The organism is Pseudomonas putida (assembly GCF_028682635.1).
In the GTDB taxonomy this organism is placed as follows: domain Bacteria; phylum Pseudomonadota; class Gammaproteobacteria; order Pseudomonadales; family Pseudomonadaceae; genus Aquipseudomonas; species Aquipseudomonas putida_AE.
The window spans coordinates 71,275-96,127 of sequence record NZ_JANHLK010000020.1 but is presented as its reverse complement, the minus strand read 5'-3'; the positions used below and the strand labels follow the sequence as shown (position 1 = coordinate 96,127).

Genomic DNA, 24,853 nt, shown 5'->3' with positions numbered 1-24,853 from the left:
TCTGACACTCCGTCTTCGCTGGCAAGCCAGCTCCTACAGGTGTTGCGTTTGCCTGCCCTACGGCGCTGGCGCCGGTTCCGCTTCGTTGGTCACCCGCAACAGCCCCCACAACCCGGAGGTGTTGCCGTAGGCGGCGTAATCGCGGAACAGGTAGTCACCCGGTATCGCGTTGACCCCTCCGGCGCTCGGCAGCATGAAACTGAAGTGGGCTGCCGGCAGGACGCTCTCGCGGGCGCCGATGTACATCGACATCGGGTTGTAGCCGAACTTCACCGAGCCCACGCCAGGGGTGCCCATTGGATAGCCGCCGGTATCGCTCTTCTCCGACAGGAACGGGTTGGTCGACCAGACGTGCCCGTCCAACTGGAAGGTCGTGCCGCGACTGCCGCCGGTAGGCATCAGGATGTGCGTACGGAATGGTTGCCCAGGCCTCGCGTAAAGCACCGGCGTTTGCGGATCACCACCCACCAGCGCATTGCTGTAGGCCATGTGCGCGTTCACCATGTCGCCGTAGCCCGCGCCATCGGCGCGCCCGAACGGTGCATCCGGGGCCAGGCCGAAGCGGTACCACATGGGTTCGGTCCTGTAGTTGATGGCCATGCTCGAGTTGTCCTGCGGATCGTTCGGTACGCCGAACCCTTCCGCGGCAATCCCTTCCACCGGCCGACCATTGGCCCAGCGAATGTTCAAGGCCTTCTGCCAGACCATCGCAAAGTCGCGGTAGCTGGTTTGCCCTGGTGCGGTGACCGTGGCATTCACTTTGCGCGTGTCGTCAACCCAGGTGGCGCCCACCGGCAGGATGCTCGCCGCAGCGGCCAGGCCTTTTTGCGACTGCTTGATCACGTCCGCCGGAGTGAAATTCAACCCGCCGAACTCGATCGCCGTGGCGTTGATGTTGTCGACATTACGTCCCAACTGAGTGATCGGTTTGCCTTCACGCTCCAGGTGCCCGGCGTAGTACTGGTAGGTACGGGTCGGGTAGGCTCCGCTGCTGCCGACACGCGGCGGCACGGTCTGGGTCGGGTTGGCGCCGACGTTGGTGCCGTCGGATTTGGTGATGTCGTACGCCAGCAATTGCGCGTGCAGACCCACGTGGCTCGACGGCCGCATCAGGTTGTTGCTGAAGGTGGTCGAACCGGTGCCACTGTTGCGATCACGCTTGACCATGCCTTGCATCACCGCGGTCTGGGCCAGGTCCGGCATCACGCTCGGCAGACGGTTTTCCAGGGTGACATTGATGCAGTCACCGGCCGCTGCGCGCAGCACCAGGGGTTCGACTGGCACACCGGGTTTGAGCTTGCCGGTGGCAGGGTCGAGGTCGGCCTTGCGCACATACAGGATCGCGGTCGGGTCATGCAGCGGCCCGCTTTGCCCGCCGATGGTGATGGTTTCACCGTCTTCAGGGTCGAACACAGTGACCTGCGGAATGCTCACGGTCCGCGAGTTGAACACCAGGGTGCCGCCGGCCGGATTCAACGGCCCGCCGACATGCTGGCCGAGACCCGCCGGATCACCGATGGTCAGGCCCAGCGGGTTGCGGAGGATGTCGTTGGCCAATGCCGCCACCACTTCATAGTTGCGTTGTGGGGTCGGCCTAGTGCCGATACCGTTCGGGTTGGCGCCGTACCGTGGGCAGATGCCGTCGAACGCCACGGTGTTGCGCATGCCGGTAGGCTTGGCGTTGTTGGGCAGCGCGAACAGATCGCTGCGTTGCGCCGTGTAGTTGCGCATCACGCCCCAGATGCCGCTCCAGTAGCCTTCGATCGAAGCATCCATCGAGTACAGGTAGTCACCGGTGGTGGCCGCTGAGCTGGACAGCATCGACACCGGTGCAATGAAGCCCATCTGCTCGGAGATGCCGATCATCTGCGACGCGCGCCAGCCGGAGTTGGAGCTGTTGCCGAAACCGGAACCGCTTTGCAGCCACTTCACGCCGTGCAGGGTGACGTTGTGCTCCTCCTCGTGACCACCGGCATGCACCCGCAGCCGCACGTTGTCGCCGGTGTAGGTCCGCAGCATCGGGGTGAACGGATCGCCAGGCTCGGCGCCGCCCTTGTTGATGTGCGGCGGGAACAGCGTGGTGCCGCCGGTTGGGCCGGTGGCCGCGGTGATCAGGTTCGGCGCCAGGTTCATCGCCGGGATCGCACGGTCGGTACGGCTTTGCATGGCGTACGCCAGGTCGCCGCCCAGGCCATCGGCCTGCATGCCGCGCTTGCCGTCCGGGCCGACCTTGTTCGGGTCGTACACCCGCAGGGCCAGCGGTTCGTTGCGGTAATTGACCACGAACATGCCCGGGTCATCCACCGAAATGGCTTGAGGGCATGGCCGGCTCGGGCAGCCGGGCAGCATGCCGCCCTGCATTTCGACAATGCCGTCCAGCAAGGTACTGGCGTTGTTACGCACAGGCGGGTTGATGGCGTAGCGGAAGCTGTCCGCCGTAGCCGGGAAGGCTTGTGCATTCGGCTTGCCGTCCGGGCCTGCGCCGACGTACACACCGGCTTCATACGCGTGCTGGAAGTCGCTGTACTCGAGGAAGAACTCACGGAAGCTGTCGTTCTTGCCATCGCCGTCGATGTCACCGGTATTAATCACCGCTTGCCACGAAGTCGGTCCGCCATCCTGACGCGCGCCGCTGTACAACGGCTCGCCGGTCTCGGCGTGGAACCAGGTGGAACCGGCCGGTTCTGCCAGTACGGTGGCGTACAGGCCAATCTGTTGGTGAGTCGATGGGCCGAGGTGGTCGTGGGTGAAGATGGTGCCCAGGCCACGGTCGACGCCTTTGGCGTTCACCACCGGATCGACGAACCAGCGCTGCATCGCGGTACGCGCGCCGACCCAGTCAGCCCGGCCATATTGACCGAAGTACGGGTGGTTCTTGGCTTTCGGACAGGCAGGTGTGCCGTCGCGTGGATCAGTGCCTTCGCACTGGTTGAACTCGCGGATGGCGTGGATGCGTTCTTGCACCGCACCTGGGGAAAGTACGCCGTCTTCGTAGTTCCAGCCGTTGGACGAACCATCGGCAGACACCAGGTCCCACTTCGGCAGGTGAATGTGCTGGCCGATCACGTCGGTCGGCGTGCGCACCTGATAGTCGTCCATCTCATAGGTGGCCGGCACCAGGTTGGTTTGCTGGTATTGCACGCAGTCGAAGGTGTTCATGCGCATCACCAGAGGTTCTGGCGGACGCTGCTTGGTGATCACCGGCCAGGCGTCTTCCCAGAGCGCGAGGATGCGCGCTTGCGGGAAGTGGTAGCCGACCTTGTTGTACACCGCGTCGAACTGGATGTTGGCCGCCTTGTAGATGCGCGGACGGTCGGCGGTGAAACTCGAGGAGCCAATGAAGGACATGCCGTCGAGCCGCTCACCACTGTTGAATTCACCGATGCCGGCGCTGCTGCTCAGGCGTTTCTGCCGGTCGTCCATGCACGGTTCATAGAATGGCGCACCGGCCATCGGCAAGGCGCCGTTGGTGCGGAAAGGCCGTGCGACGATCTGGTTGCCCGGCAGCAGGGCGAAACTTGGATGGTCTTTCTTGGCGTGGAAGGCCATTGCCGCTTGCTCGACTTCGGTGCCCTCTTCCGGCAGGTAGATCGGCTTGGCGCGCGTGACCGTCTTGGAGAAATCCAGCGAGGTGGTAATGGTCTCGGCCTCGCCACCGGCAGACATGCCATCCAGCACATGGCGGCCCAGGCCACCGTCCCAGCCACCGGACTGAGCCGGGTCAAGGTTGGCCCACAAGGCTTTGCCCGTGGCTTTCAAGGCCTGCGCCGTGGCAGCGTCGAGCATGTCCAGCGGCGGAGTCGGTGGGCGTTGGCCGACCGAGCTTTCCATGCCGCCAATCCAGAATGGATAACCAGGGTTTTTCAGGGTGCCGTCGGCGTTGCGGTTGGCTTCGCTGCGATCGACCAGGGCCAGGGAACCGATGGCCTGGGCGCCGCCGCTGCCGCCATGGTGCTCGCCGTCATCGTCGCCCTCTTCTTCATCGTCATCGTCGTTGGCGGCCAACAGGCCCTCGCCGATTTTCGGTACCACGGCGACTTTGCCTGGCATCGGTGCCATGGCTTTGCCGGGCAGCGGCACTACCGCAGGGATGGGTGTGCCAGCGACGATTTCACCATCGGGCAAGGCCCGTGCGCCCGCCGCGGGTTTACCGCTGCGCAGGGCATAAGGCTCGCTGTGGTAACCGTCGTTGCCTTGTTGCGAGACTTCGAGCTTGGTGCCTTCTTCGAACACGTCGTGCACCCGCCACATGGCCCACATGCCCTGGGCGAAGTGCGGGTAGAAGTGGCAGTGATAGATCGCATCGCCGGCGACCCGGTTGCGGTTGCCCGAACCGCCGTTGGCGATTTCATAGGTGTATCCGGCGCCCGCACCGATGCCCTGGGCGTCCACGTAGTCCGAGTTGTCATCGTTGGGGTTGAACAGCCACTGATGCCCGTGCAGGTGGAAAATGTGCTGCTCATGGCCGTTGTGGGTGTTGCGGAATTTGACGAAGTCACCGATGTAGCTGTGGTTGACGTTGGACGGCTCGGACGGGTACAGCGCCATTGTCGCCTTGACGCCCACCTGATCGGCGTTCGGTGTCTGGCCGGGGGTGATGCCTTCCAGGCCGGCGTTGGCCGGCACGTCCACCAGCATCGCCACGTCGCCGACAGTGTGGGAGCTGAGGAAGAATTCTTCGTAGGCGCAGGACAGGCAATCGTGCATCGGACCGACGCCGAGACGGTTGGCGACCACTTCGGCGCCCATGCCGCCGGAGCCATAGTTGATCATGAAGGAGTCGCGGGTCGGCTCCAGCACGTGGGCCATCACCGGGTCGGCCCAGTAGGCCGGAAACGCCTGGGTCGCTGCGGTTTCATCCTGGAACTGCGAGGCGAAGTCGCGGAACGGTTCCAGCCGATTGGGAAGCGCCGGGTTGCGTTTGCCCACCGATTCCAATGGATAGGTGGAGGGCGGGAAACTGCCGTCGGCATTGCTGCCCATGACGATCGCGTCGCTCTCGCTGGAAATGATCTCATTGCCGTCGACCATGTTGATGATCGGCGTGCCGGCCTTGCCTTCACGGACCCACGGCTCGCGTTGCGGGTAGCGGGCCTGGTAGTCGACGATCGGCTGACCGGCCGGGGTGCGCCCTGTGGTCGCCAGGCGCATTTCTTCTTCGGTCACCGTGTTGCGGTAGGTGCGACCGCCCTTGGGCACCACCACGACCTGGCCGAACAGACCGTTGGCGACGTTGCCGGCCGCACCTTCACCACCGAAAGTTGCGCCACGGCTGCTGGCGGCGAACACCCCTTCGCGCTCGGCATACAGGGTGTATGAGCGGCTGGCGCCCGGAGCGATCAGGCTATTGGCATTGCGCCCGGTGAACGAAGCGATGTCGTCGATGCTGTTGACCGCTTGCATGCCGTTGACCTGGAAACCGACATGCCGGTCGGCCACTTGCTCGTCGACCTTGAAGTTTTCGTTACCGCCCACTTCGATGCCTTCTTCTTCCTCGCCCTCCTCTTCCTCGCCACCGTCGTGGGAACCGGGGTTGGCCTGATAAGCCAGCAGGTTCTGCAGGTTGATGGTCAGGCAGTCACCGGCGGCCACCCGCAGCACCAGCGGACGTGGACGCTTGTCGGGACGCAGCGAAACCTTGCCCGGCACCGCCGCACCACCCTGGGCCAGTGAGACGTCATGGTCATCGACCACATCGCGACGCAGGGCGAACATCATGCCGTTGACGTTCTGCGCACCGAGGCGGTTGAACATCAGCGGCTGGTCCAGCGCCACGACGTTGGCCACCAGGTTGCGCTCACATCGCGCTGCCGCTTCGGCGACTTCGATGCCGAGCATCGATGCGGCCAACAGCAGCCAGGGAAGGACGGATGGAGCGTGGAATGTGCCGGTCATGATCACGGGCCTCGCTGTGGGTGCTCACAGGGAATAATTCTCGACAAAACCCTTTGAGCAATCTGCATGCCATAAAAAATTTATCGTTATTTCAAACAGTTACAGTCCCCATTTAATTCATCGGGGGATATTCCCCACCCATTCCCCACTTTTGCGTCGGGGCCACCATGCCCCAATGTTGGGGAAACTCGCCCCAAGCTGTTCGTCATAGCGGGGCATCCGCCGCCAGCCCCTGCAGGCGCCGGTATTGGCGCAGCACACTGGGCACATAACGCTGGGTTTCGGCGAACGGCGGGATCACCCCGCCACGGCTGAGCACCGCTTGCGGCCCGGCGTTGTAGGCGGCCACGGCGAGGGCGATGTCGTTGTCGAACATCGTCATCAGGCGCTTGAGATATCGGGCTCCGCCCTGGATGTTGGCCTTGGGGTCGTAGACGTTTTTCACCCCCAGCTCGCGGGCGGTGTCGGGCATCAACTGCATCAACCCGCCCGCGCCCCTGGGCGATACGGCGCGGGCGTTGTAGCTCGATTCGGTCTGGATCACCGCGTGCAGCAGCGCGGCCGGCAACTCGTTGTCCGTGGCGGCCTTGGAGACCAGCTCGGCATAGGGGCGCGAAGCGATCATTTGCGGCTGCTGATCGAGGCTGACCGCCGCCACTTCGACCTCTTGCACCACCCGTTCGTAGTGGCGGCCGGGGCGATGGACGTTGGACAAAACGAAGTCGCCCTTGGCGTCTCTGGAAACAAACACATCGGCCTGGACAGCACCGGCCAGCAGCATCATGCCAAGCAATCCTGTGGTGAGAGTTTTCATGGTTCTACCTCCCCTGACCGGCCCCGAAAAATGGGGGTAATGCCCCAATGGCCAGTCGCGTATCAGCCATACGCAAGCACTGTGCCGAAAGCGCGAGTGGCCGGAATACGGGGGCTGCACGAGGATGTCCGAAGCTTGAGCGGGGCTTTGCATGGCAATTGCATAAGCCGTTGACGCGACCCTTCTGCCGACTGTGTGAGGTCAACATGAAACAGCGTCTGCGTTTCGCCCCGCGTGCTTTTCCCCCTCGAGCCGAGCGCGGGTTCACATTGCTTGAACTGTTGGTGGTGCTGGTGGTGCTGGGGCTGTTGGCCGGCATCGTCGCGCCGAAATATTTCGCGCAACTGGGCCGTTCCGAAGTGAAGGTGGCCAAGGCGCAAATAGAAGGCCTGGGCAAGGCCCTGGACCTGTACCGCCTGGAGGTCGGCCATTACCCGTCGACCGAACAGGGGCTGCAGGCACTGGTCACCGCCCCCAGTGACGAAACTCATTGGACCGGTCCGTACCTGCAGAAAAAACTGCCGCAGGATCCGTGGGGCCGTAACTACAACTACCGCTACCCTGGCGAAAACGGCGAGTACGACCTGCTGTCCATGGGCAAGGACGGCCAACCCGGCGGCGAAGGCGAAAACGCCGAAGTCACCAGTTGGCAATGAGGGGAATGGCGACCATGCGTTTTCACCTCAAAGCGGTCGGCAAGGCCGGTGTGGTTTCAATGACTGTCGAGGCGCCAGGTGACAGCGAAGCCCGGCGCATCGCCGAGGACCAGGGCCTGCGGGTGGTCAGCCTGCACGCCGAACGTCACTGGCGGGCGCTGCGCCCCAGGCAGCGTGAGACCTTCAACCTGGTGTTGTTCAGCCAGGAACTGACCACCCTGCTCAATGCCGGCCTGCCGTTGATCGATGCGCTGGAAAGCCTGGCGGAAAAAGAGAACGCGCCACAGGCCCGCAAGACCTTGAGCGAACTGGTGCGCCTGCTTTACGAAGGCAAATCGTTTTCCCAGGCGTTGGGCCAACTGTCGGCGGTGTTCCCGCCGCTCTACGTCGCATTGGTCCAGTCCAGCGAGAAGACCGGCGCCGTGGGCGAAGCCTTGGGCCGCTACGTCAGCTATCGCCAGCGCATGGACGAGGTTCGCCAGAAGATCGTCAGCGCCTCGATCTACCCCATGCTGTTGCTGGTGGTGGGCGGTGGCGTGGTGTTGTTCCTGATGGGGTATGTGGTGCCGCGCTTCAGCCTGGTGTTCGAAGGGCTGGGCTCGAACCTGCCGTGGCTGTCGCAGATCCTCATGAGCAGCGGCATGTTCCTGCACGCTCACCAGGGCGAATTCTTTGGCGCACTGGCGACGATCGTCATCGCCCTCGCCTTCCTCCAGCGCCAGCCGGCCTTTCGTCGGGGCCTGGACCGCTTGATCGAGAAACTGCCGGCGGTGCATCAACGCATCTTCATGTACGAACTGGCGCGGTTCTACCGTTCGCTGGGCATCCTGCTGCAAGGCGGCATCCCCCTCGTCACCGCCATGGGCATGGTCCGCAACCTGCTCACCCCGGCCTCCCGCCTGCGCCTGGACCAGGCCTGCGAAAGGGTGCGCGAGGGGCAATCGCTGTCGACGGCGCTGGAACTCAATCACCTGGTGACCCCGGTGTCCCTGCGCCTGCTGCGCGCTGGCGAACAGTCCGGCAACCTCGGGCAGATGATGGAGCGTAGTGCGGACTTCTACGACGAAGAAATCAGCCGCTGGATCGAATGGTTCGTGCGTTTGTTCGAACCCTTGCTCATGACTTTCATCGGCCTGCTGATCGGGGTGATCGTGATTTTGATGTACATCCCGATTTTCGAGCTGGCCTCAAGCATTCACTGACGCCTCTGGGACGGGCCTGCCCGGGAAATCTCAGTCTTTTTCCCCGTGACAACGAATAAAGCCGGACCCAGGCGTGTTTACCCACTGAATATGGCAGCACGTTGCAATGTTCATCAACGTTCTAACTTGAATTAAAAGACGGAGAACGACATGCACATCAACAAGCTATTACTGGCGGTAGCGATTGGCGCGGTCTTATCGGCGTCTACCGTCCTGATTCCGGACAGCCTGTCCGGGGTATCGAGTGCCCAGGCGAAAGAAGGCGGAAGTGGTGGGGGTGGTGGTGGCGGTGGCCACGGTGGTGGTGGCGGCAGTGGTGGCGGTGGCGGCGGTCACGGTGGTGGCGGCGGCAGTGGTGGCGGCGGTCACGGTGGTGGCAGCGGTGGCGGTGGCGGTGGCGGTGGCGGTGGCGGCGGTAATGGTGGTGGCCACGGCGGAGGCAGTGGTGGCAGCGGCGGTGGCAATGGCGGAGGTCACGGCGGCAATAGCGCCGGCAGCGGTCATGGCGGCAGCGACCATGCTTCGGGACACGCCGGCAATACCGCCTCTAACTCCGGACGTAGCAGCACCCACTCTGAACCGGGCGACGATCATGGCGTACATCAGGCCGGGCATGACGACAATGGTGTTCACCGCTCCGGCGAGGTCGGCGACGACCACGGCGTTCACCGTGCTGGCGAAGTCGGTGACGATCGCGGCCTGCATGCTGCTGGCGAACCCGGCGACGACAAACGCGTCAACTGACCTGGTCTAAACCCTGTGGGAGCCAGCCTGCTGGCGATGGCGGTGGGTCAGACGACATCAATGTCGAATGTCCTGACGCCATCGCCAGCAGGCTGGCTCCCACAGTGGATTGTGTGAACCGTAGATCTACAATACACCCTGCGTCTGATCCAGGCGCTCGCGTAAAAACTCGATCAGCACCTGCACCGGTCGCGACGCCTGGCGATGCTGCGGATACACCGCCGACAGCGTCAGCGGCTCGGGACAAAATTCATCCAGCACCGCCACCAATCGCCCATCCTTCAACGCCGCCCCGACGATAAACGTCGGCAGGTAGGTAATCCCCATCCCGGCAATCGCCGCGTCCTTGAGCAGCTCGCCATTGTTGACCCGCATCCGCCCGGTGACGTTGACCATCAGCGGCTTGCCCTGCCCTTCGAAGCGCCATTGCACCTGACGCCCATGACCGTAAGGCAGGCAGTCATGCTGGTGCAGGTCTTCGGGTTTGACCGGCGTACCGCGCTCAGCCAGGTAAGCCGGGCTCGCGCAGTAGACGCGCTGGATGGAAGCGATGCGCCGCGCGATCAACGTCGAGTCTTCCAGCGTGCCGATGCGCAGTGCCAGGTCGTAGCCCTCGCCGAGCAAATCCACCGGGCGATCGCTCAGGTCCACCTCCACCGTGACGTCACGATAACGCTGCAGAAACTGCGGCAGCAGGCACCCCAGATGCGCCAGCGCAAACGACAGCGGGGCACTCACGCGAATGGTGCCGCGCGGCTCGGTGGTCTGCCCGGCGATGCCCTGCTCCACCTGCTCGACTTCGCCCAGCAGGCGCAAGGCCGATTCGTAGTAACTTTGCCCCAGGGGCGTGACATCCAGCCGCCTTGTCGAGCGATTGAGCAGCCGCACACCCAGACGCGCTTCGAGCTGCATCAGGCGCCGGCTGACAAACTGCTTGGACAATCCCAACTGATCGGCGGCGGCCGTAAAGCTGCCGGAATCCATCACCTGGCAAAAAATACGCATATCTTCGAACGGGTTCATTGTCGCGCCTTGATTGACAGTCCGACACTTTACAACGTTTACAAAGCAAAAGATCGCAGCCTCCGGCAGCTCCTACAGTTGTACGCGTTCCCCTGTAGGAGCTGCCGAAGGCTGCGATCTTTTCAGCCTGTCGACTTACTTCGAAGTAAAGGTCGTGTAGCTGTTGATCAGGTTACGGTAGTTCGGAATGCGTTCCGACAGCAGGTTGGCCAGGCCTTCCATGTCGTTGCGCCAGTCGCCTTGCAGCTCGCACGCCACGGAGAACCAGTTCAACAGCTGTGCACCGGCGGCCGACATGCGGGCCCAGGCTGCTTGTTGGACGGTGGTGTTGAAGGTGCCGGAAGCGTCCGTCACCACGAACACTTCAAAACCTTCGGCCAGGGCCGACAGGGTCGGGAACGCCACGCAGACGTCGGTGACCACGCCGGCGATGATCAGTTGCTTGCGACCGGTGGCCTTCACCGCCCTGACGAAGTCTTCGTTGTCCCAGGCGTTGATCTGGCCAGGGCGCGCAATGAACGGCGCATCCGGGAACTGCGCCTTGAGCTCCGGCACGATCGGACCGTTGGGGCCGCTGTCGAAACTGGTGGTGAGGATGGTCGGCAGTTCGAAGAACTTGGCGATGTCGCCCAGGGCCAGCACGTTGTTCTTGAACTCGTTGGGCGAGAAGTCCTGGACCAGCGAGATCAGGCCAGTCTGGTGATCGACCAGCAGCACCACTGCATCGTCTTTGTTCAGGCGTTTGTACGGAACGTTGCTCATGAAAAACTCCTTGGTGGATGGTTGTCGCTTAAGTTGATTAGAAAGCAAAACACGAGCAGCCGAAGGCACCCCAGAACCCGGCGAAATCACTCACCGGCGCATTCGACAGACGCGCCCGCTCATGGCTGTGGGAGTGCACCGCGCAGGGTCCGCTGCACTGGTGAACCTGCGCCTGCAACGGCGAATTCGGCCGCCAGTGGCCCGGTACCTTCACCACCGGCGACCAGTCCGGCAGCACCGGCACGCTGGCGGGCCCAAGTTTTTCGAAATCATCGGCGGCATACACCACCTTGCCGCCGACCACGGTCAGCACCGACTCGATCCATTTGATCGCTTCGTCCTCGACGCTGAAATAGTCCGCGCTCAAGGCTGCCACGTCCGCCAGTTGCCCGACCTTGATCTGGCCTTTCTTGCCCTGCTCGGAGGAGAACCAGGCGCTGCCGTGGGTGAACAGTTCCAGGGCGGTCTGGCGCGACAGGCCCTCGGCGTGCAATGCCAGGCCACCGACGGTGCGGCCGCTGACCATCCAGTACAACGAGGTCCATGGGTTGTAGCTGGACACCCGCGTGGCATCGGTGCCGGCGCCGACCGGTACACCTTCGGCCAGCATGCGCTTGATCGGTGGCGTCGCCTCCGCTGCCTTGGCGCCGTAGCGCTCGACGAAGTATTCGCCCTGGAACGCCATGCGATCCTGGATGGCGATGCCGCCACCCAGCGCCCTCACCCGCTCGATGTTGCGGGGGGTGATGGTTTCGGCGTGGTCGAAAAACCACGGCAAGCCGTTGAACGGGATGTCGCGATTGACCTTCTCGAACACGTCGAGCATGCGGCTGATGGATTCGTCGTAGGTGGCGTGCAAACGGAACGGCCAGCGCTGCTCGACCAGATGGCGCACCACCGGTTCCAGTTCGTCTTCCATGGTTTGCGGCAGGTCCGGGCGCGGTTCGAGGAAGTCCTCGAAATCCGCCGCGGAGAACACCAGCATCTCCCCGGCGCCGTTGTGCCGCAGGTAGTCGTCGCCCTGGTGCAGGGTCACGCTGCTGGTCCAGTTCTTGAAATCGGTCAGTTCTTCCTTGGGTTTCTGGGTGAACAGGTTGTAGGCGATGCGCACGGTCAGTTGCTGGTCCCTGGCCAACTGCTCGATCACCTGATAGTCGTCCGGGTAATTCTGGAAACCGCCGCCAGCGTCGATGGCACTGGTCAGGCCGAGGCGATTGAGTTCGCGCATGAACTGGCGCGTCGAGTTGACCTGGTACTCCAGCGGCAACTTCGGCCCCTTGGCCAGCGTCGAGTACAGAATCATCGCGTTGGGCCGCGCCACCAGCATGCCGGTGGGTTCACCGTTCGAGTCCCGCACGATCTCGCCACCCGGCGGGTTCGGCGTATTGCGGGTGTAACCGGCGACCCGCAACGCGGCGCGGTTGAGCAAGGCGCGGTCATACAGATGCAGGACGAACACCGGGGTATCGGGCGCGGCCTGGTTCAACTCTTCGAGGGTCGGCATGCGCTTTTCGGCGAACTGGAATTCGTTCCAGCCACCGACCACCCGCACCCATTGCGGCGTGGGTGTGCGGTCGGCCTGATCCTTGAGCATGCGCAGCGCATCGGCCAGTGACGGCACGCCTTCCCAGCGCAGTTCGAGGTTGTAGTTCAGACCGCCACGGATCAGGTGCAAGTGCGAGTCGTTGAGGCCGGGGATCACGCAACGGCCCTTGAGGTCGATCACCTGCGTGCCAGAACCGCGCAAGGCCATGGCCTCGGCATCGCTGCCGACCGCGACGAAGCGGCCCTCGCTGATGGCGACCGCAGTGGCGCGTGGGTTTTCACGGTCGACGGTATGAAATTGGCCATTGAACAGAATCAGATCGGCGTTCATCGCGTTTCCTTGGGCGCAGTGGAAGAAGACAGCCAGGGCGCGAACAGGCGCGTCGCCATCGGCATGAACAGGTACACCACCGACAGCACGATGGTCAGGGTGATCAGGAAGGTCGCGACCACGTAGTTGGAGAGCACGGCGTTGAGCCGCAACAACGGCCCCCAGAGCAGCGGCACCAGCAAGGTGTGCGGCAGGATCACCAGCAGCGTCACCACGGCCTGCTTCCAGCGCGGCGGTGGCGAGCCCGACTCGACCTGGGGGGCGAACCAGAATTCGTTGACCGGGTTGACCTCGGTCTGGTCGCCGTCGGCCAGCATCGGCGTGGCTTCGTTGACCAGCGCCTGGCGTTGGGGCGAATCGAGCCAGCGCTGCATCGCCGAGGTGGAGCAAAAGCGCAGGACGCAGGTGTACATATCGAGGCCCGCGTTCTTGCCGCGCATCACATCCACGCCCAGGTGCCCCTCCTGCTGTCCGGCGACACTGACGATGTTGCGCAGCCAGGCCTCGTAGGGCACTTCATAACCGGCCCTGACCCGGTGTTTGATGACCAGGGTCACGACCTCCTCGAAAGGCGAGTCGAGCACGTTGGAATCAGGCATGGCGGAGGGCTCCGGCGAGACAATATTGAATTGAATAATGCCGGGGCGAGAAAGGAAAAAATTGAATGTACGTGCTCTTATTGCGAGGGACCCCGAGCCCCCTGTAGGAGCTGGCTTGCCAGCGAAGACGGTTTTACATTCAACAATGTTGCTGACTGACCCACCGCAATCGCGAGCAAGCTCTCTCCCACAGTGGTCCGAGTACATCTGTAGGAGATAGGTTGGCCTCGTAGCCGCCTTCGCTGGCAAGCCAGCTCCTACAGGGGTTGGGTACATCCGCAAAAATACAGGTTGGCCGGCAGGCCGCCGCGGTCACGCCGGGATCGACAGCGGCTCCGACATGAACTGACTGATCCGCGACCGCAACCAGCGCTCCGCCGGATCATTGTCATGCACCCCGCTCCAGGCCATCGACAACTGCGCCGCCGCAATCTCGAACGGCGGATCCTCGGCACGCAAGCCACACCCCTCCACCAGCGCACACGCCGCATAATCCGGCACCGTCGCAATCATCTCGGTGCCGGCGAGCAACGCGCGCAAGCCGCTGAACTGCGGAACGCCCAGCACCACCCGACGGGTGCGACCAACCTTCGCCAGGTCCAGGTCGATATTGCCGCTCAGGTCCCCGGAAAACGACACCATCGCATGGGGACGCGCGCAATACTCATCCAGGGTCAGCGTCCCCGGTCGCTTGTCACCGCGCAGCACTTTGCAGGGAATATCCCGCAGCTTCTTGCGCTTGGCATTGGCCGGCAGGTCGGTGGTGTAGCTGACGCCCACGGAGATTTCCCCCGACGCCAGCAACGCCGGCATCAGCAGGTAATTGGCCCGGCGCACCACCACGACAATGCCCGGTGCCTCTTCCTGCAGCTTGCTCAGCAGAGGCGGAAACAGACCGAACTCGGCATCGTCCGACAGGCCAATGCGGAAGACGTCGCAACTGGTCGCCGGATCAAATTCCTTGGCGCGACTGACCGCGCCGGAAATGGTGTCCATGGCCGGTTGTAGTTCCTTGAGAATCGCCAGCGCCCGTGCCGTCGGCTCCATGCTTCTACCGTTGCGCAACAGCAAAGGGTCGTCGAACAGATCGCGTAACCGCCCCAGCGCCGCACTCACGGCCGGTTGGCCCATGAACAGTTTTTCCGCCACGCGGGTCAGGTTCTTCTCGAACATCAGCGCTTCGAAAATCACCAGCAGGTTCATGTCGACGCGACGCAGATCGTTACGGTTCATAGGCACGGTTCCCTTGTGTGTTGAGCCAGGCGCGAGGTGGCGATTGTGTCTGACTTTACCCAGGACTGCCCACCCTGCATGAGGAATTAACAACGTTTAACTCGCGCGCCAGAGCCTTGGGGTTCAAGAATGAATCCTACCCATTCGGACATTCGCCATGGCTCAGTTCCAGCAAAGCGCCGCTCGCGCGACAGTCGCGCAGCCCCAGGAAAAAAGCGCCAGCGGCCTCAGTCCGCAGCGCGAACAGTTGGTGAAACAACTGATCCTCGATCGCCTCGGCGAATCCCTGCAAGTGACCGAACTGGCCCAGGCTTGTTCGCTGTCGCGCAGTCATTTCTCCCGCGCGTTCAAGTGCAGCACCGGCTGTTCGCCACAGGAATGGATTCGCCAGCAACGTATCGCCCGGGCCAAGCAGCTGATCCAGCACACCGACCTGAGTCTCACGCAAATCAGCCTCGAATGCGGCTTCTGCGACCAGGCTCACTTCTGCCACATGTTCACCCGCAGCGAGGGCATCAATCCGTTTGCGTGGCGTTGCCGGGCCGTACGCGCCCTCCCCACATCACCTGCCTGCGGGCAGCACCCGGATCATCGAGCGCCGAGTTCAACCGCTGTGATAAACGACGCATTGCGCGCCGGAAAAAATATGAGGAATATGCTCCAGAAGTGCGTTCCAGACGCATTCACACAGGAGCAACCCGTTGACCCTCGCCCTCGAACAGGCTGTGCATTTCGGCCCCTACCGGATCTACCCCGGACAACGTCTGGTGCTGGAATCCGACCGGCCCCTGCGCCTGGGCCGACGCGCCATGGACATCCTGTTGATCCTGCTGGAACACGCCGGCAAGGTGGTCAGCAAGCAACAGCTGATCGCTGAAGTCTGGCCCGACAGCGTGGTGGAAGAGATCAACCTGCGGGTGCACATGGCCGCCCTGCGCAAAGCCCTCGGCGACGGCCAGGCTGGCCAGCGCTACATCGTCACCGTGGCCCAGCGCGGCTACAGCTTTGTCGCGCCGTGGTCGCTTGCGCCCATCGAACACCGTCCGCAAAATGGCCTGGTTGAATCCAGCGGCCATAACCTGCCCCTGCGCCGCGCCCGCCTGATCGGCCGCCAGGTGCTGGTCGACAGGCTGGTGGCGCAACTGCCGCTCCAGCGCTTCATCACCCTGGTCGGCCCCGGCGGCATCGGCAAGACCAGCGTCGCCCTGCGCGTCGCCGAGCAACTGATCGGCCACTACCGCGACGGCATCCGCCTGCTGGACCTGACGCCGATCAACGACGCCTCGTTGATCACCGGCCACCTGGCGACATTGCTGGGGTTGTCCCTGCACGACAGCGAACCGCTGAGCACACTTGCCACGTTCCTGCGCGAGCGGCATATGCTGCTGGTCATCGACAACTGCGAACACCTGATCGACCGCGTGGCACTGCTCTGTGAAAGCCTGCTGGGTGGCGCGCCGCAGGTGCACATCCTCGCCACCAGCCGCGAGAGCCTGCGCGCCGAAGGCGAATTCGTCCAGCGCCTGGAGCCGCTGGAATGCCCCCCACCCATCACCGTGCAGGACCGCACCCAGGCCCTGGGTTTTTCCGCCGTGCAGCTGTTTATCGAGCGGGCCATGGCCAACCAGGACAGCTTTGAGCTGAGCGAAGCCGAATTGCCGCTGGTCATCGAGATCTGCCAGCGCCTGGACGGCATTCCGCTGGCCCTGGAACTCGCGGCCGCGCAAGTCGCCAACCTTGGCCTCAGCGGTTTGCTGGCGCAGTTGCAGGAAAGTTTTCGCCTGCTCGCCCACAGCGGCCAGACGACCCAGGGCCGGCATCAAACCCTGCGCACGACGCTGGACTGGAGCTTCAACCTGCTCACTGCTTGCGAACAGACCTGCCTGCGGCGACTGGGCATCTTGCGCAGTGGTTTTACCCTGGAATCGGCAGCGGCGGTGATCGTGGGCGAACACATCGAACCGCGCGAGGTGTTCGGCTCGATCATGCAACTGGTGGCCAAGTCGCTGCTGATCGTGGACGTCGGTGACGAAGAAGTGTTCTACCGCCTACTCGACACCACCCGCCGTTATGCCCTGGAAAAACTCGAACAAAGCACTGAACTGCCCGACACCCGCAAACGCCACGCCGAACGGTGCCTGGCCCTGATGCAACAGGCACAGGAGGACTGGGAACAGATCCCCACCGGTCTGTGGATCGAGCGTTATGCCCGCAGCCTGGAGGACATCCGCGCAGCGCTCGACTGGGGCCTGTCTGCATCAGGGCCGCAGGCGCTGGCGATCCGCCTGACCGCGACGTCCACGCCGCTGTGGCAGGAACTGTCGCTGCTCAACGAGTACGGCGGTTATGTGCGCAAGGCCCTGGCCCTGCTCGATGCCGCGCCCGAAGTCTGCCCACGGCTGCAAATGCTGCTGAAACTGGCCTTGGGCAGCACCTGTTACCACGCCCAGGGCGGCACCGCCGAAACCGTCGAGGCCTTCGTCAGCGCCCGGGCTTTGGCCGAACACTGCAAAGACGTAGCCGGACAACTGCGCGCCATCTCCGGGCACCTGGCGGTCAACCTCAGTTGCGGCCACTATCAAATGGCCCTGGAACAGAGCGAGCAATTCGATCGCCTGGGGTTGCATGGTGACCCGATGCTGTCCCTGAGCACCCACCGCCTGCGGGTCCTGGCCCTGCACTTTGCCGGCGATCAGCAGCGGGCCCGGATGAACGCCGAAGAGGTGATCCAGCGCATGGCCCACAGTGGCCATCTCAATCGCTTCACCCATGGATTTGGCGTGCAATACGACCAGAGCGTCGCCGCGCTGACCATCCTCGCCCGTATCCTCTGGATCCAGGGCCAACCGGAGCAAGCCTGGCGTACGGCCCGGCAGGCACTGGACATCGCACTGCAGATCAACCATGGCACGTCCATCTGTTACACCCTGGCCCTGGCGGGCTGCCTGATCGCCCATTACAACGGCGACGCCCGAACCGCTCGCGAACTCTTGCACCTGCTGCTGGAACAGGCGCAGAAACACTCGGTGCTGCTGTTCCATACCTGGGCTCGACATTATGCGCAGGTTATCGACACTGCCCAGGCCGATGCGTCGCCGCGTCCCGCTGTGGGCCTGATCAAGGAACTCATGATCACCCTCGACAGCCGCCTGATTGATGACGACTTGCTGCAACGCGCGCAAACCGGTGCGGCGGGCTGGAGCACCGCGGAGATTCTGCGGGCCAGGGCCGATGTGCTGCTGGCCGCTGATTGCCCGGTGCAGGACTGTGCCGCCGAGACCTTGCTGAGCAAGGCGCTCAACGTGGCAAGAGTCCAAGGCGCCCTGGCCTGGGAACTGCGCAGCGCCACCTCGTTGGCGCGGCTTTGGCAGCGTCAGGGCCGCGACCGGCAGGCCCGGGAGCTGCTGTCGCCGATCCACCAGCGGTTTACCGAAGGCCATGCCACACCGGACCTGGCCACCGCGCAACGCCTACTCGGCGAGCTCCCCAGCCACGAGTCGGCTTGATGGCCGGTGGGTGTGACTGACGTAGCCGGCGTAGCGCATTTCGAAGGTACGCAAGGCCCCGCTCTGTTCGAGTTTTTCCAGGGCATAACAACGGGTGGTATTGAGGAAACGGTAGCGCGTCACGCCGCGCAGTTGCTCCAGTGCCAGCAGCGATTTGAGCGCCAGGCTTTGCATCACGCTGCTCAGGCTGGACGGCGGCAGCGTCGCGCAACTGATCACGGCGATCGCCGCGTCGAGGGTGAACGCCGCTTTGAACACCGCCAGACGCTGCAACACGGTTTGCTCCATCGGGCTTAGCCGCTCATAGCTCCAGTCCAGGGCCGCCTTCAGCGTCTGGTGTCGCGGGACCGCCGTGCGCCGCCCCTGGGTCAGCAGCTGAAAACAGTTGTCCAGTTGCGCTTGCAGCCCCACCAGCGCCAGCGCATCGATCTGCGCCGCCGCCAACTCGATAGCCAATGGCAGCCCATCGAGTCGCCAACAGATTTCGCGCACAGCCTTGAGGTCCTGCTCGCGCAGGGCAAAACCTTGCTGGCGGGCGCGGGCACGGCTGACGAACAACTGCACGGCCGAATAGCCCATGACCTCATCGACACAACGTAACGCCGACGTCGGTGGCACCAGTAGCGGCGGCAATGGCAAGAGTTCTTCGCCGGTGGCCAGCAGCGGCTCACGGCTGGTGACGAGAATCGACAGGCGCGGTGCCGAAATCAACAGCTGCTCGACCAGTGCCCGGCAGCTTTCAAGCAGGTGCTCGCAGTTGTCGAGAACCAGCAAACCATGCCACTGGCCCAGCGCGTCCAGGGTCGTACCCACGTCCAGTTGCAAGGTGCGCGTCACATAGTCGACCACCTGTGCCGGGTCGTCGATCATCGCCAGATCCACCCGCCACACGCCATCGCGAAAGTGCTGCAACAGCAATTCGGCGACACGCAGGGCAACGGTGGTCTTGCCGATGCCACAGGGCCCGACCAGGGTCATGCAACGGCGCGCTGGCAACTTGCGCACCAGACTGCCCACCACGGCATCGCGACCGATGACGGGTGTGAGTCGTGCCGGCAGGTTGTGGGGGGATGGTGCAAAGGCGTCGCTGGCCAAAGGCGTGAGCTCCAGCGCCTGGCGCACCGGCGCGACAAAGCTGTAGCCACGCTCGGGGATGTTGACGATGTAGCCGTGCCCGTCCTGCCCGTCACGAAAGGCCCGGCGCAGGGCGGCAATGTGCACGCGCAGGTTGATGTCCTCGACCACCGTTCTCGGCCAGACCTGGGCAATCAGATGGTCCTTGCTGACCACCGAGCCGGCATGCTCAACCAGCACCTGCAGGATATCCAGCGCCCGCCCGCCCAGGCGCAGCGGCTGATCACCCTGGCGAACCAGTCGCTGATTGACGTGGAAGGCGTAGGGGCCAAAGTGCAGCACCGTGTCGCTGATTACATTTCTGAGGCTGTTCATACGCTTTCACCCGCTGGAAACCTGCTCGGCACATGACAGGCTCCGTACCTTCCTTGCAATGAGTTCAGCGGTATCTTGGCAGGCTCCGGTGACGGTACAACCGCCATGGGGGGAGCGTCACGGCCAATAGGGTGCGCACAACGGACAAGCGTGTCAGCTGAACTGCTCACGGTACTGGATCGGGGTCAGGCCGAGCTTTTCACTGAACGGAAACGGTGGCGAACGATACAGAGACATTCCGCAGACGCCTCAGTGATGTAGTCACGCAATTGAATGCGTAATCAGAGGCTTTATCTTGAAGACAAATCAAGCGGCAGCTTTAACAGAAGTATTGAAATTTAATCGAACCAGCACCGCAACTATCAATAGCAAGACAATAGTCGTTCCCATTACCGAAAACACGGCATTATCGAAAGCTAGTCGTGCATTCATGACCAGCGAATCACCAACCGCACCCGGCAACTGTTCGGCCATCAGTATCGCGCTATCGATACCATCTCGGGCCAGTTCTGCATCAATGGAGCTTTCAGGAATAAATAATGTTCGACTGTAAACAACCGACATCAAGCTGCCCATGATTGCAATACCCAACCCCCCTCCCAATTCATATGATATTTCTTCGATTGAGGCTGCCATTCCGGCACGCTCGGGCGGTGCGGCGGACATAATCGTATTTGATGCAGCCGTCATACTGGCTCCAACACAAGCCCCTAGCAGAAATAAACAAGATACTTGCAGGTACATGGAGTAGGAGAAGCTGAACATGAACAGGGCAATGCCCGCAGCGTACACAGTCAGCACACACGACAGAAAACGGTCGCTCCTGAAGCGCGGCAGAAGCCAACCACACAACGGACTGCCAACAATGGCGCCTAAAGACAAAGGCAAGAAGTAAAGCCCGGTCTGCAACGGAGAAAGCTCCAGAACCAGTTGCAATCGTTGACTAAGGACCAGGTTGATACCCATCAGACACCCGGCTACCACCAACCCGGCCAGAACCGCAGAGGAAAACGCAGGGTTACGAAAAACCTGCATATCAACCAATGGAAATTCGCTGTTGCGTTGGCGACGGGCGAACAGCAGGGCAAAGGAAATGCAGATCAGCAATGCCAGAATGACATCCGCATAGGAAGGCATCTGCTTGGCAAATTCCTTGATCGCATACGCGAGACTTATCAACACCACCGTGATTTGTAATGAAGCAACCAAGTCCCAAGGTTGAGCAGAATCGTTCTTGATATTTTTGATCAGCAATCCCGACAACAAACATGCTATCAACACAATCGGAACGTTGATCAGAAACACCGAGCCCCACCAGAAGTACTCAAGCAGTGCCCCGCCCATCAAAGGACCAGCAGCAGCACCTCCGGAGGCAACTGCTGCCCAAATGCCAATGGCAATAGAGCGTTCATCTTCATCTTCAAAAGACAAACTGATGATTGCAAGTGTCGCCGGCATCATGGCTGCCGCCCCGACACCCAAAAGTCCACGAGCAAGAATCAAAACAGCGGAAGTTGGTGAGAATGCCGCCAGTAGTGACGCCACGCCGAAAATGAGCAGGCCAATGATAAAGATTCGTTTGTGCCCGATCCGATCCCCAAGCGTGCCAGCCCCTAACAAAAGGCCCGCAACCACCAATGGATACATATTTACGATCCAAAGCTTTTCTGAGGTAGAAGCCCGCAGCTCATGGGTTAAAGTGGGCAGCGCGATATATAAAACTGTCATATCAATCGCCACCAGAAGAAGTGCAATCGAAACAACAGCCAATACAAGCCATCTATACTTCTCTACATGCATCTTCGCCCCACCTAACTTGCTACTTTTAGTGCTTGCGGTAATAACAGCGGCTCACAACCCCAACAACCTAACCACAAGCCCGATACACAATCAACAGGCACAACGCAAAACTCGAGCAAGAAAGTCAAAAGAAGAACACGCTGTAGGAATTATCTCTGCACTTCCACAAACACCTCACATGAAACACATTTCGTTTCGACTTTACACACAACTTCTTTCAGAACATGCGCCTGCCCCTCAGGATAAGACCCATCGAAAAAGGAGAAGATCAGTAGATATTACGGATCAGGAAATCCGTCTATTAGTGTTCGAAAATTGTAACGGCCAGAGGACACTAGCTGAACTGCTCGCGGTACTGGATCGGGGTCAGGCCGAGCTTTTCACTGAACAGGAAACGCATGTGCCGTACGCTGCCGAAGCCACTTTTGAAGGCTACGGTCTTGAGCGGCAGGTCAGCGGTTTCCAGCAGGTTCCTGGCGCGGTCGATGCGGGCGCTTTGCAGGAACTCCATGGGGGTCATGTTCACTTCCCGGGCAAAAACCCTGGCGAAATGTCGCGGGCTCATGTTGGCCAGGCTCGCCATGCGTTCGATGCTGAAGGCTTCGTCCAGGTGTTCGAGCACATGGTTCTGCACCCGGGTGATCGGCGTTTCATTTGGGGCCACTGCCGCCATTAGCGGGCTGAACTGCGCCTGGCCGCCCTGGCGTTTCATGACCACCAACAACACCTTGGCCACGTCCTGGGCGACTTTCTTGCCATGGTCGGCGGCGACCACGGCCAGCGCCAGGTCAATGCCGGCAGTGACGCCGCCGGAGGTGATGAGGTTGCGGTCCTGGACGTAGATCTGGTCGGTCTCGACCGTCGCCCTGGGGAATGCCTTGATCATCCGTTCGGTGTAGTGCCAGTGGGTGGTCACGCGATAGCCGTCGAGCAAACCGGCGTGCCCCAGCACGAACGCCCCGGTGCAGATCGAGCCAAAGGTCTGCGATCGGCTGACATTGCGCTTGAGCCACTCGAGCAAGGGCGGATGTTTTTCGTTGTAGGCACCGGGGCCGCCGGGCACCAGCAGCAGATCAAAGCCGTCACAGGCCTGCTCGACCGGCATGTCAGCCTGCACCCTCACGCCATTGGACGCCCGCAGTGCGCCGGGCTCGGTGCCAAGGGTCGTCAGCACATAGTGCTCGTCGGGCTTGAGATAACGATTGGCGATGGAAAACACCTCCATCGGCCCGGCCATGTCGAGCAGGAGAAAGTCGGGGAACAGCACCATTGCCACGGTTTTCATGGGTTCAATCACTGAAATCAAGGAAGGTCTTTGTGCCGAACACCGAACCTGTGGGAGCGGGCTTGCTCGCGAAGGCGGTGTGTCAGTCACCAAATTTGTTGAATGTAACACCGCATTCGCGAGCAAGCCCGCTCCCACAGGGGTACTGCGTCCGTAGGTACACAGCTGTCAACCTGAAAGAGACAGTATTTCAGTTTTCATCTACTTATTGCACCAATGGATTAACATTAACCTTCTCCTCACTCGGACGAATCAACGTCCCAAAAGGAGATTTCATCATGCTGACCCTTCGCAAAGCATCGGATCGTGGCCTGGCCAATCACGGCTGGCTGAAGTCGTTCCATACCTTTTCCTTCGCCAGCTATCGCAACCCGAAAGAACAGGGTTTTTCCGATCTGCTGGTGATCAACGATGACCGCGTGGCCGCCGGCAAAGGCTTCGGCCAACACCCGCACCGCGACATGGAAATTTTCTCCTATGTGCTCGAAGGCGCGCTGGAACACAAGGACACCCTGGGCACCGGCTCGGTGATCCGTCCCGGCGATGTGCAGTTGATGAGCGCCGGCAGCGGCGTGGCGCATAGCGAGTACAACCACTCGGATTCGCGGCCCGTGCACTTCCTGCAAATCTGGATAGTGCCGGACGTTAGCGGTGCCAAGCCACGCTATCAGCAGGAGCATTTCAGCACCCAGAAGAAACGCGGTCGCCTGCAATTGATCATCTCCCCCGACGGCGCCCAGGGTTCGTTGACGGTGCGCCAGGATGCGCGGGTGTATGCCGGCCTGATTGATGGCAAGGAAAGTGCCACTGTGGAACTGGCTGCCAATCGTTATGCCTATGTCCATGTGGCTCGTGGTCGCGTTGAGCTGAACGGTGTAGCACTGCAGGAAGGCGACGGCGTGCGGGTTCGCGAGGAACAGTTGCTGAGCTTGAGCAATGGGGTGGATGCCGAGGTGCTGGTGTTCGATCTGCGTGCGAATGAGTTGCCAGAAATGCCATGACCCTGCGGGAGCGAGCCCGCTCGCGAAGAACGGAAGGACAACGCGGTTTCCAGGGAGCACGCGTTATCGTTAACGTCCATCGCGAGCAGGCTCGCTCCCACAAAAGGCTTCGACAATTTCCTCAATCACCACACGGACCCTCGCCGTATGCCGAAGGTCCGCGTGGGTCACCAGCCACACGTCATAGGGCAACGGCCGAGTACGCTCCGGCCACAGCCGGACCAGTCCATCCCTCTCCCCCACGTACACCGGAATTTCCCCGATCCCGATCCCCTCGGCAATGGATCGCCGCACCAGCAGGCTGGAACTCAGGCTTGCGACAATCCGCCCGCGCCCCACAGGTTCACTGACCAGCGTCATGTCCTTGCCGCTCTGCAGATACGGCTGATACACCACCAGATCATGCCTCTCGAACGCCGATCCCGGCTCGGGCACACCGTGGGCATTGACATAGGCTTGCGAGGCGAACAGGCCCACCGGCCAACGGGCGATTCGCCGCGCGATGAGGTCCGGATTGTCCGGCCGGGTATTACGTACGGCGATGTCGGCTTCGCGTTTGGCCAGGCTGAGGATTTGCGTCGAGGCGTCCAGTTGCACCCGCACGTCGGGGTGACGTTGATGCAGTCGAGCGACGGCCGGGATCAGGAAGTCGATGGCCATGGAGTCGGTGGTAGTGACCCGCACGGTGCCCGTCAGCCGGTCGTCGAGGCCTTGGATACGGCGCTGCAATTCCAGCGCCGAGTGCTCCATTTTCTCGATGGCGCGCATCGCCGCTTCGCCGACCGCGGTCAACGCATAACCTTCGGAGGTGCGCAGGAACAGCGTCGCTCCCAATGACTTTTCCAGCGACGTGATGCGCCGGCCCACCGTAGCCTGGTCGACACCCAATACTCGCGCGGCGCCACGCAGCGTTGATTCGCGGCAGACCGCGAGAAATACCCGTGCGTCATCCCAGTTCATGGAGCTCTCCATCTGATGCATTTGCGCATCACGATAACGCGAAATCGC

Annotated in this window: 16 protein-coding genes and 1 pseudogene; 6 read left to right on the top strand and 11 right to left on the bottom strand. The window is 62.0% G+C overall.

What is annotated here, in order from left to right; all coding sequences use genetic code 11:
* Window positions 1-57: 57 nt before the first annotated feature.
* Window positions 58-5,895, bottom strand: coding sequence for a manganese-oxidizing multicopper oxidase MnxG (mnxG, locus tag NPS56_RS22505; protein ID WP_274076662.1), 5,838 nt, complete (start codon window positions 5,893-5,895; stop codon window positions 58-60).
* Window positions 5,896-6,100: 205 nt separating this feature from the next.
* Window positions 6,101-6,709, bottom strand: coding sequence for a lytic transglycosylase domain-containing protein (locus tag NPS56_RS22500; RefSeq protein WP_274076661.1), 609 nt, complete (start codon window positions 6,707-6,709; stop codon window positions 6,101-6,103).
* 206 nt (window positions 6,710-6,915) lie between these two features.
* Here NPS56_RS22500 and gspG point away from each other — a divergent pair, with 206 nt between their 5' ends.
* The 3 genes from gspG to NPS56_RS22485 all read left to right on the top strand — a co-directional run bounded on the left by gspG (window position 6,916) and on the right by NPS56_RS22485 (window position 9,311).
* Window positions 6,916-7,365, top strand: coding sequence for a type II secretion system major pseudopilin GspG (gene gspG / locus NPS56_RS22495; protein WP_274076660.1), 450 nt, complete (start codon window positions 6,916-6,918; stop codon window positions 7,363-7,365).
* A 14-nt stretch (window positions 7,366-7,379) separates the two neighbouring features.
* Window positions 7,380-8,567 (top strand): type II secretion system F family protein, encoded by a 1,188-nt coding sequence (locus NPS56_RS22490; protein ID WP_274076659.1) that lies wholly within the window; start codon window positions 7,380-7,382, stop codon window positions 8,565-8,567.
* Between the two features lie 150 nt (window positions 8,568-8,717).
* Window positions 8,718-9,311: a hypothetical protein gene (locus NPS56_RS22485; protein WP_274076658.1), complete on the top strand. Its 594-nt coding sequence runs from the start codon at window positions 8,718-8,720 to the stop codon at window positions 9,309-9,311.
* A gap of 126 nt (window positions 9,312-9,437) precedes the next feature.
* Here NPS56_RS22485 and NPS56_RS22480 read toward each other — a convergent pair whose 3' ends face one another.
* The 5 genes from NPS56_RS22480 to NPS56_RS22460 all read right to left on the bottom strand — a co-directional run bounded on the left by NPS56_RS22480 (window position 9,438) and on the right by NPS56_RS22460 (window position 14,804).
* Entirely contained in the window at window positions 9,438-10,334 is an 897-nt protein-coding gene (locus NPS56_RS22480; RefSeq protein WP_274076657.1) for a LysR family transcriptional regulator, read from the bottom strand.
* Window positions 10,335-10,469: 135 nt separating this feature from the next.
* On the bottom strand, window positions 10,470-11,096 hold the full coding sequence (gene ycaC / locus NPS56_RS22475; RefSeq protein WP_274076656.1) for an isochorismate family cysteine hydrolase YcaC: 627 nt from the start codon (window positions 11,094-11,096) through the stop codon (window positions 10,470-10,472).
* A gap of 37 nt (window positions 11,097-11,133) precedes the next feature.
* Window positions 11,134-12,972 carry an amidohydrolase gene (locus NPS56_RS22470; RefSeq protein WP_274076655.1) on the bottom strand — a complete coding sequence of 613 codons (1,839 nt, stop codon included), beginning with the start codon at window positions 12,970-12,972 and terminating at the stop codon, window positions 11,134-11,136.
* Window positions 12,969-13,571 carry an antibiotic biosynthesis monooxygenase gene (locus NPS56_RS22465; protein ID WP_274076654.1) on the bottom strand — a complete coding sequence of 201 codons (603 nt, stop codon included), beginning with the start codon at window positions 13,569-13,571 and terminating at the stop codon, window positions 12,969-12,971. Before NPS56_RS22465 ends, NPS56_RS22470 begins: the two co-directional genes overlap by 4 nt.
* A gap of 312 nt (window positions 13,572-13,883) precedes the next feature.
* A complete protein-coding gene (locus tag NPS56_RS22460; RefSeq protein ID WP_274076653.1) occupies window positions 13,884-14,804 on the bottom strand; it encodes a LysR family transcriptional regulator in 921 nt (306 codons plus the stop codon).
* Between the two features lie 157 nt (window positions 14,805-14,961).
* Between NPS56_RS22460 and NPS56_RS22455 the strand changes: the two are divergent.
* Window positions 14,962-15,375: pseudogene (locus NPS56_RS22455) on the top strand (helix-turn-helix domain-containing protein); the annotation flags it as partial.
* Window positions 15,376-15,505: 130 nt separating this feature from the next.
* Complete coding sequence (locus tag NPS56_RS22450) at window positions 15,506-18,310, top strand: ATP-binding protein (protein ID WP_274076652.1); 2,805 nt, start codon at window positions 15,506-15,508, stop codon at window positions 18,308-18,310.
* On the opposite strand, the gene NPS56_RS22445 is transcribed toward NPS56_RS22450, so the two are convergent.
* The 3 genes from NPS56_RS22445 to NPS56_RS22435 form a co-directional block, all read right to left on the bottom strand.
* The gene (locus NPS56_RS22445) at window positions 18,275-19,759 is read right to left on the bottom strand and encodes an ATP-binding protein (RefSeq protein ID WP_274076651.1); all 1,485 of its coding nucleotides are present in this window, start codon (window positions 19,757-19,759) and stop codon (window positions 18,275-18,277) included. The genes NPS56_RS22450 and NPS56_RS22445 overlap by 36 nt on opposite strands.
* 306 nt (window positions 19,760-20,065) lie before the next feature.
* Complete coding sequence (locus tag NPS56_RS22440) at window positions 20,066-21,559, bottom strand: MFS transporter (protein ID WP_274076650.1); 1,494 nt, start codon at window positions 21,557-21,559, stop codon at window positions 20,066-20,068.
* Window positions 21,560-21,893: 334 nt separating this feature from the next.
* A complete protein-coding gene (locus tag NPS56_RS22435; protein WP_274076649.1) occupies window positions 21,894-22,844 on the bottom strand; it encodes a GlxA family transcriptional regulator in 951 nt (316 codons plus the stop codon).
* Between the two features lie 278 nt (window positions 22,845-23,122).
* Here NPS56_RS22435 and NPS56_RS22430 point away from each other — a divergent pair, with 278 nt between their 5' ends.
* Entirely contained in the window at window positions 23,123-23,845 is a 723-nt protein-coding gene (locus tag NPS56_RS22430; RefSeq protein ID WP_274076648.1) for a pirin family protein, read from the top strand.
* A gap of 69 nt (window positions 23,846-23,914) precedes the next feature.
* Here the strand turns inward: NPS56_RS22430 and NPS56_RS22425 are convergent, their stop codons facing one another.
* Entirely contained in the window at window positions 23,915-24,805 is an 891-nt protein-coding gene (locus NPS56_RS22425; RefSeq protein WP_274076647.1) for a LysR family transcriptional regulator, read from the bottom strand.
* Window positions 24,806-24,853 lie beyond the last annotated feature (48 nt).

Excerpts from the sequence above, each read along its gene's own strand:
- NPS56_RS22500 (WP_274076661.1), bottom strand. The coding sequence starts at position 6,709 with ATGAAAACTCTCACCACAGGATTGCTTGGCATGATGCTGCTGGCCGGT.
- NPS56_RS22490 (WP_274076659.1), top strand. The coding sequence starts at position 7,380 with ATGCGTTTTCACCTCAAAGCGGTCGGCAAGGCCGGTGTGGTTTCAATG.
- NPS56_RS22440 (WP_274076650.1), bottom strand. The coding sequence starts at position 21,559 with ATGCATGTAGAGAAGTATAGATGGCTTGTATTGGCTGTTGTTTCGATT.
- NPS56_RS22480 (WP_274076657.1), bottom strand. The coding sequence starts at position 10,334 with ATGAACCCGTTCGAAGATATGCGTATTTTTTGCCAGGTGATGGATTCC.
- NPS56_RS22435 (WP_274076649.1), bottom strand. The coding sequence starts at position 22,844 with ATGAAAACCGTGGCAATGGTGCTGTTCCCCGACTTTCTCCTGCTCGAC.
- NPS56_RS22430 (WP_274076648.1), top strand. The coding sequence starts at position 23,123 with ATGCTGACCCTTCGCAAAGCATCGGATCGTGGCCTGGCCAATCACGGC.
- NPS56_RS22425 (WP_274076647.1), bottom strand. The coding sequence starts at position 24,805 with ATGAACTGGGATGACGCACGGGTATTTCTCGCGGTCTGCCGCGAATCA.
- mnxG (WP_274076662.1), bottom strand. The coding sequence starts at position 5,895 with ATGACCGGCACATTCCACGCTCCATCCGTCCTTCCCTGGCTGCTGTTG.
- NPS56_RS22445 (WP_274076651.1), bottom strand. The coding sequence starts at position 19,759 with ATGAACAGCCTCAGAAATGTAATCAGCGACACGGTGCTGCACTTTGGC.
- NPS56_RS22485 (WP_274076658.1), top strand. The coding sequence starts at position 8,718 with ATGCACATCAACAAGCTATTACTGGCGGTAGCGATTGGCGCGGTCTTA.
- NPS56_RS22465 (WP_274076654.1), bottom strand. The coding sequence starts at position 13,571 with ATGCCTGATTCCAACGTGCTCGACTCGCCTTTCGAGGAGGTCGTGACC.
- NPS56_RS22460 (WP_274076653.1), bottom strand. The coding sequence starts at position 14,804 with ATGAACCGTAACGATCTGCGTCGCGTCGACATGAACCTGCTGGTGATT.
- NPS56_RS22470 (WP_274076655.1), bottom strand. The coding sequence starts at position 12,972 with ATGAACGCCGATCTGATTCTGTTCAATGGCCAATTTCATACCGTCGAC.
- gspG (WP_274076660.1), top strand. The coding sequence starts at position 6,916 with ATGAAACAGCGTCTGCGTTTCGCCCCGCGTGCTTTTCCCCCTCGAGCC.
- ycaC (WP_274076656.1), bottom strand. The coding sequence starts at position 11,096 with ATGAGCAACGTTCCGTACAAACGCCTGAACAAAGACGATGCAGTGGTG.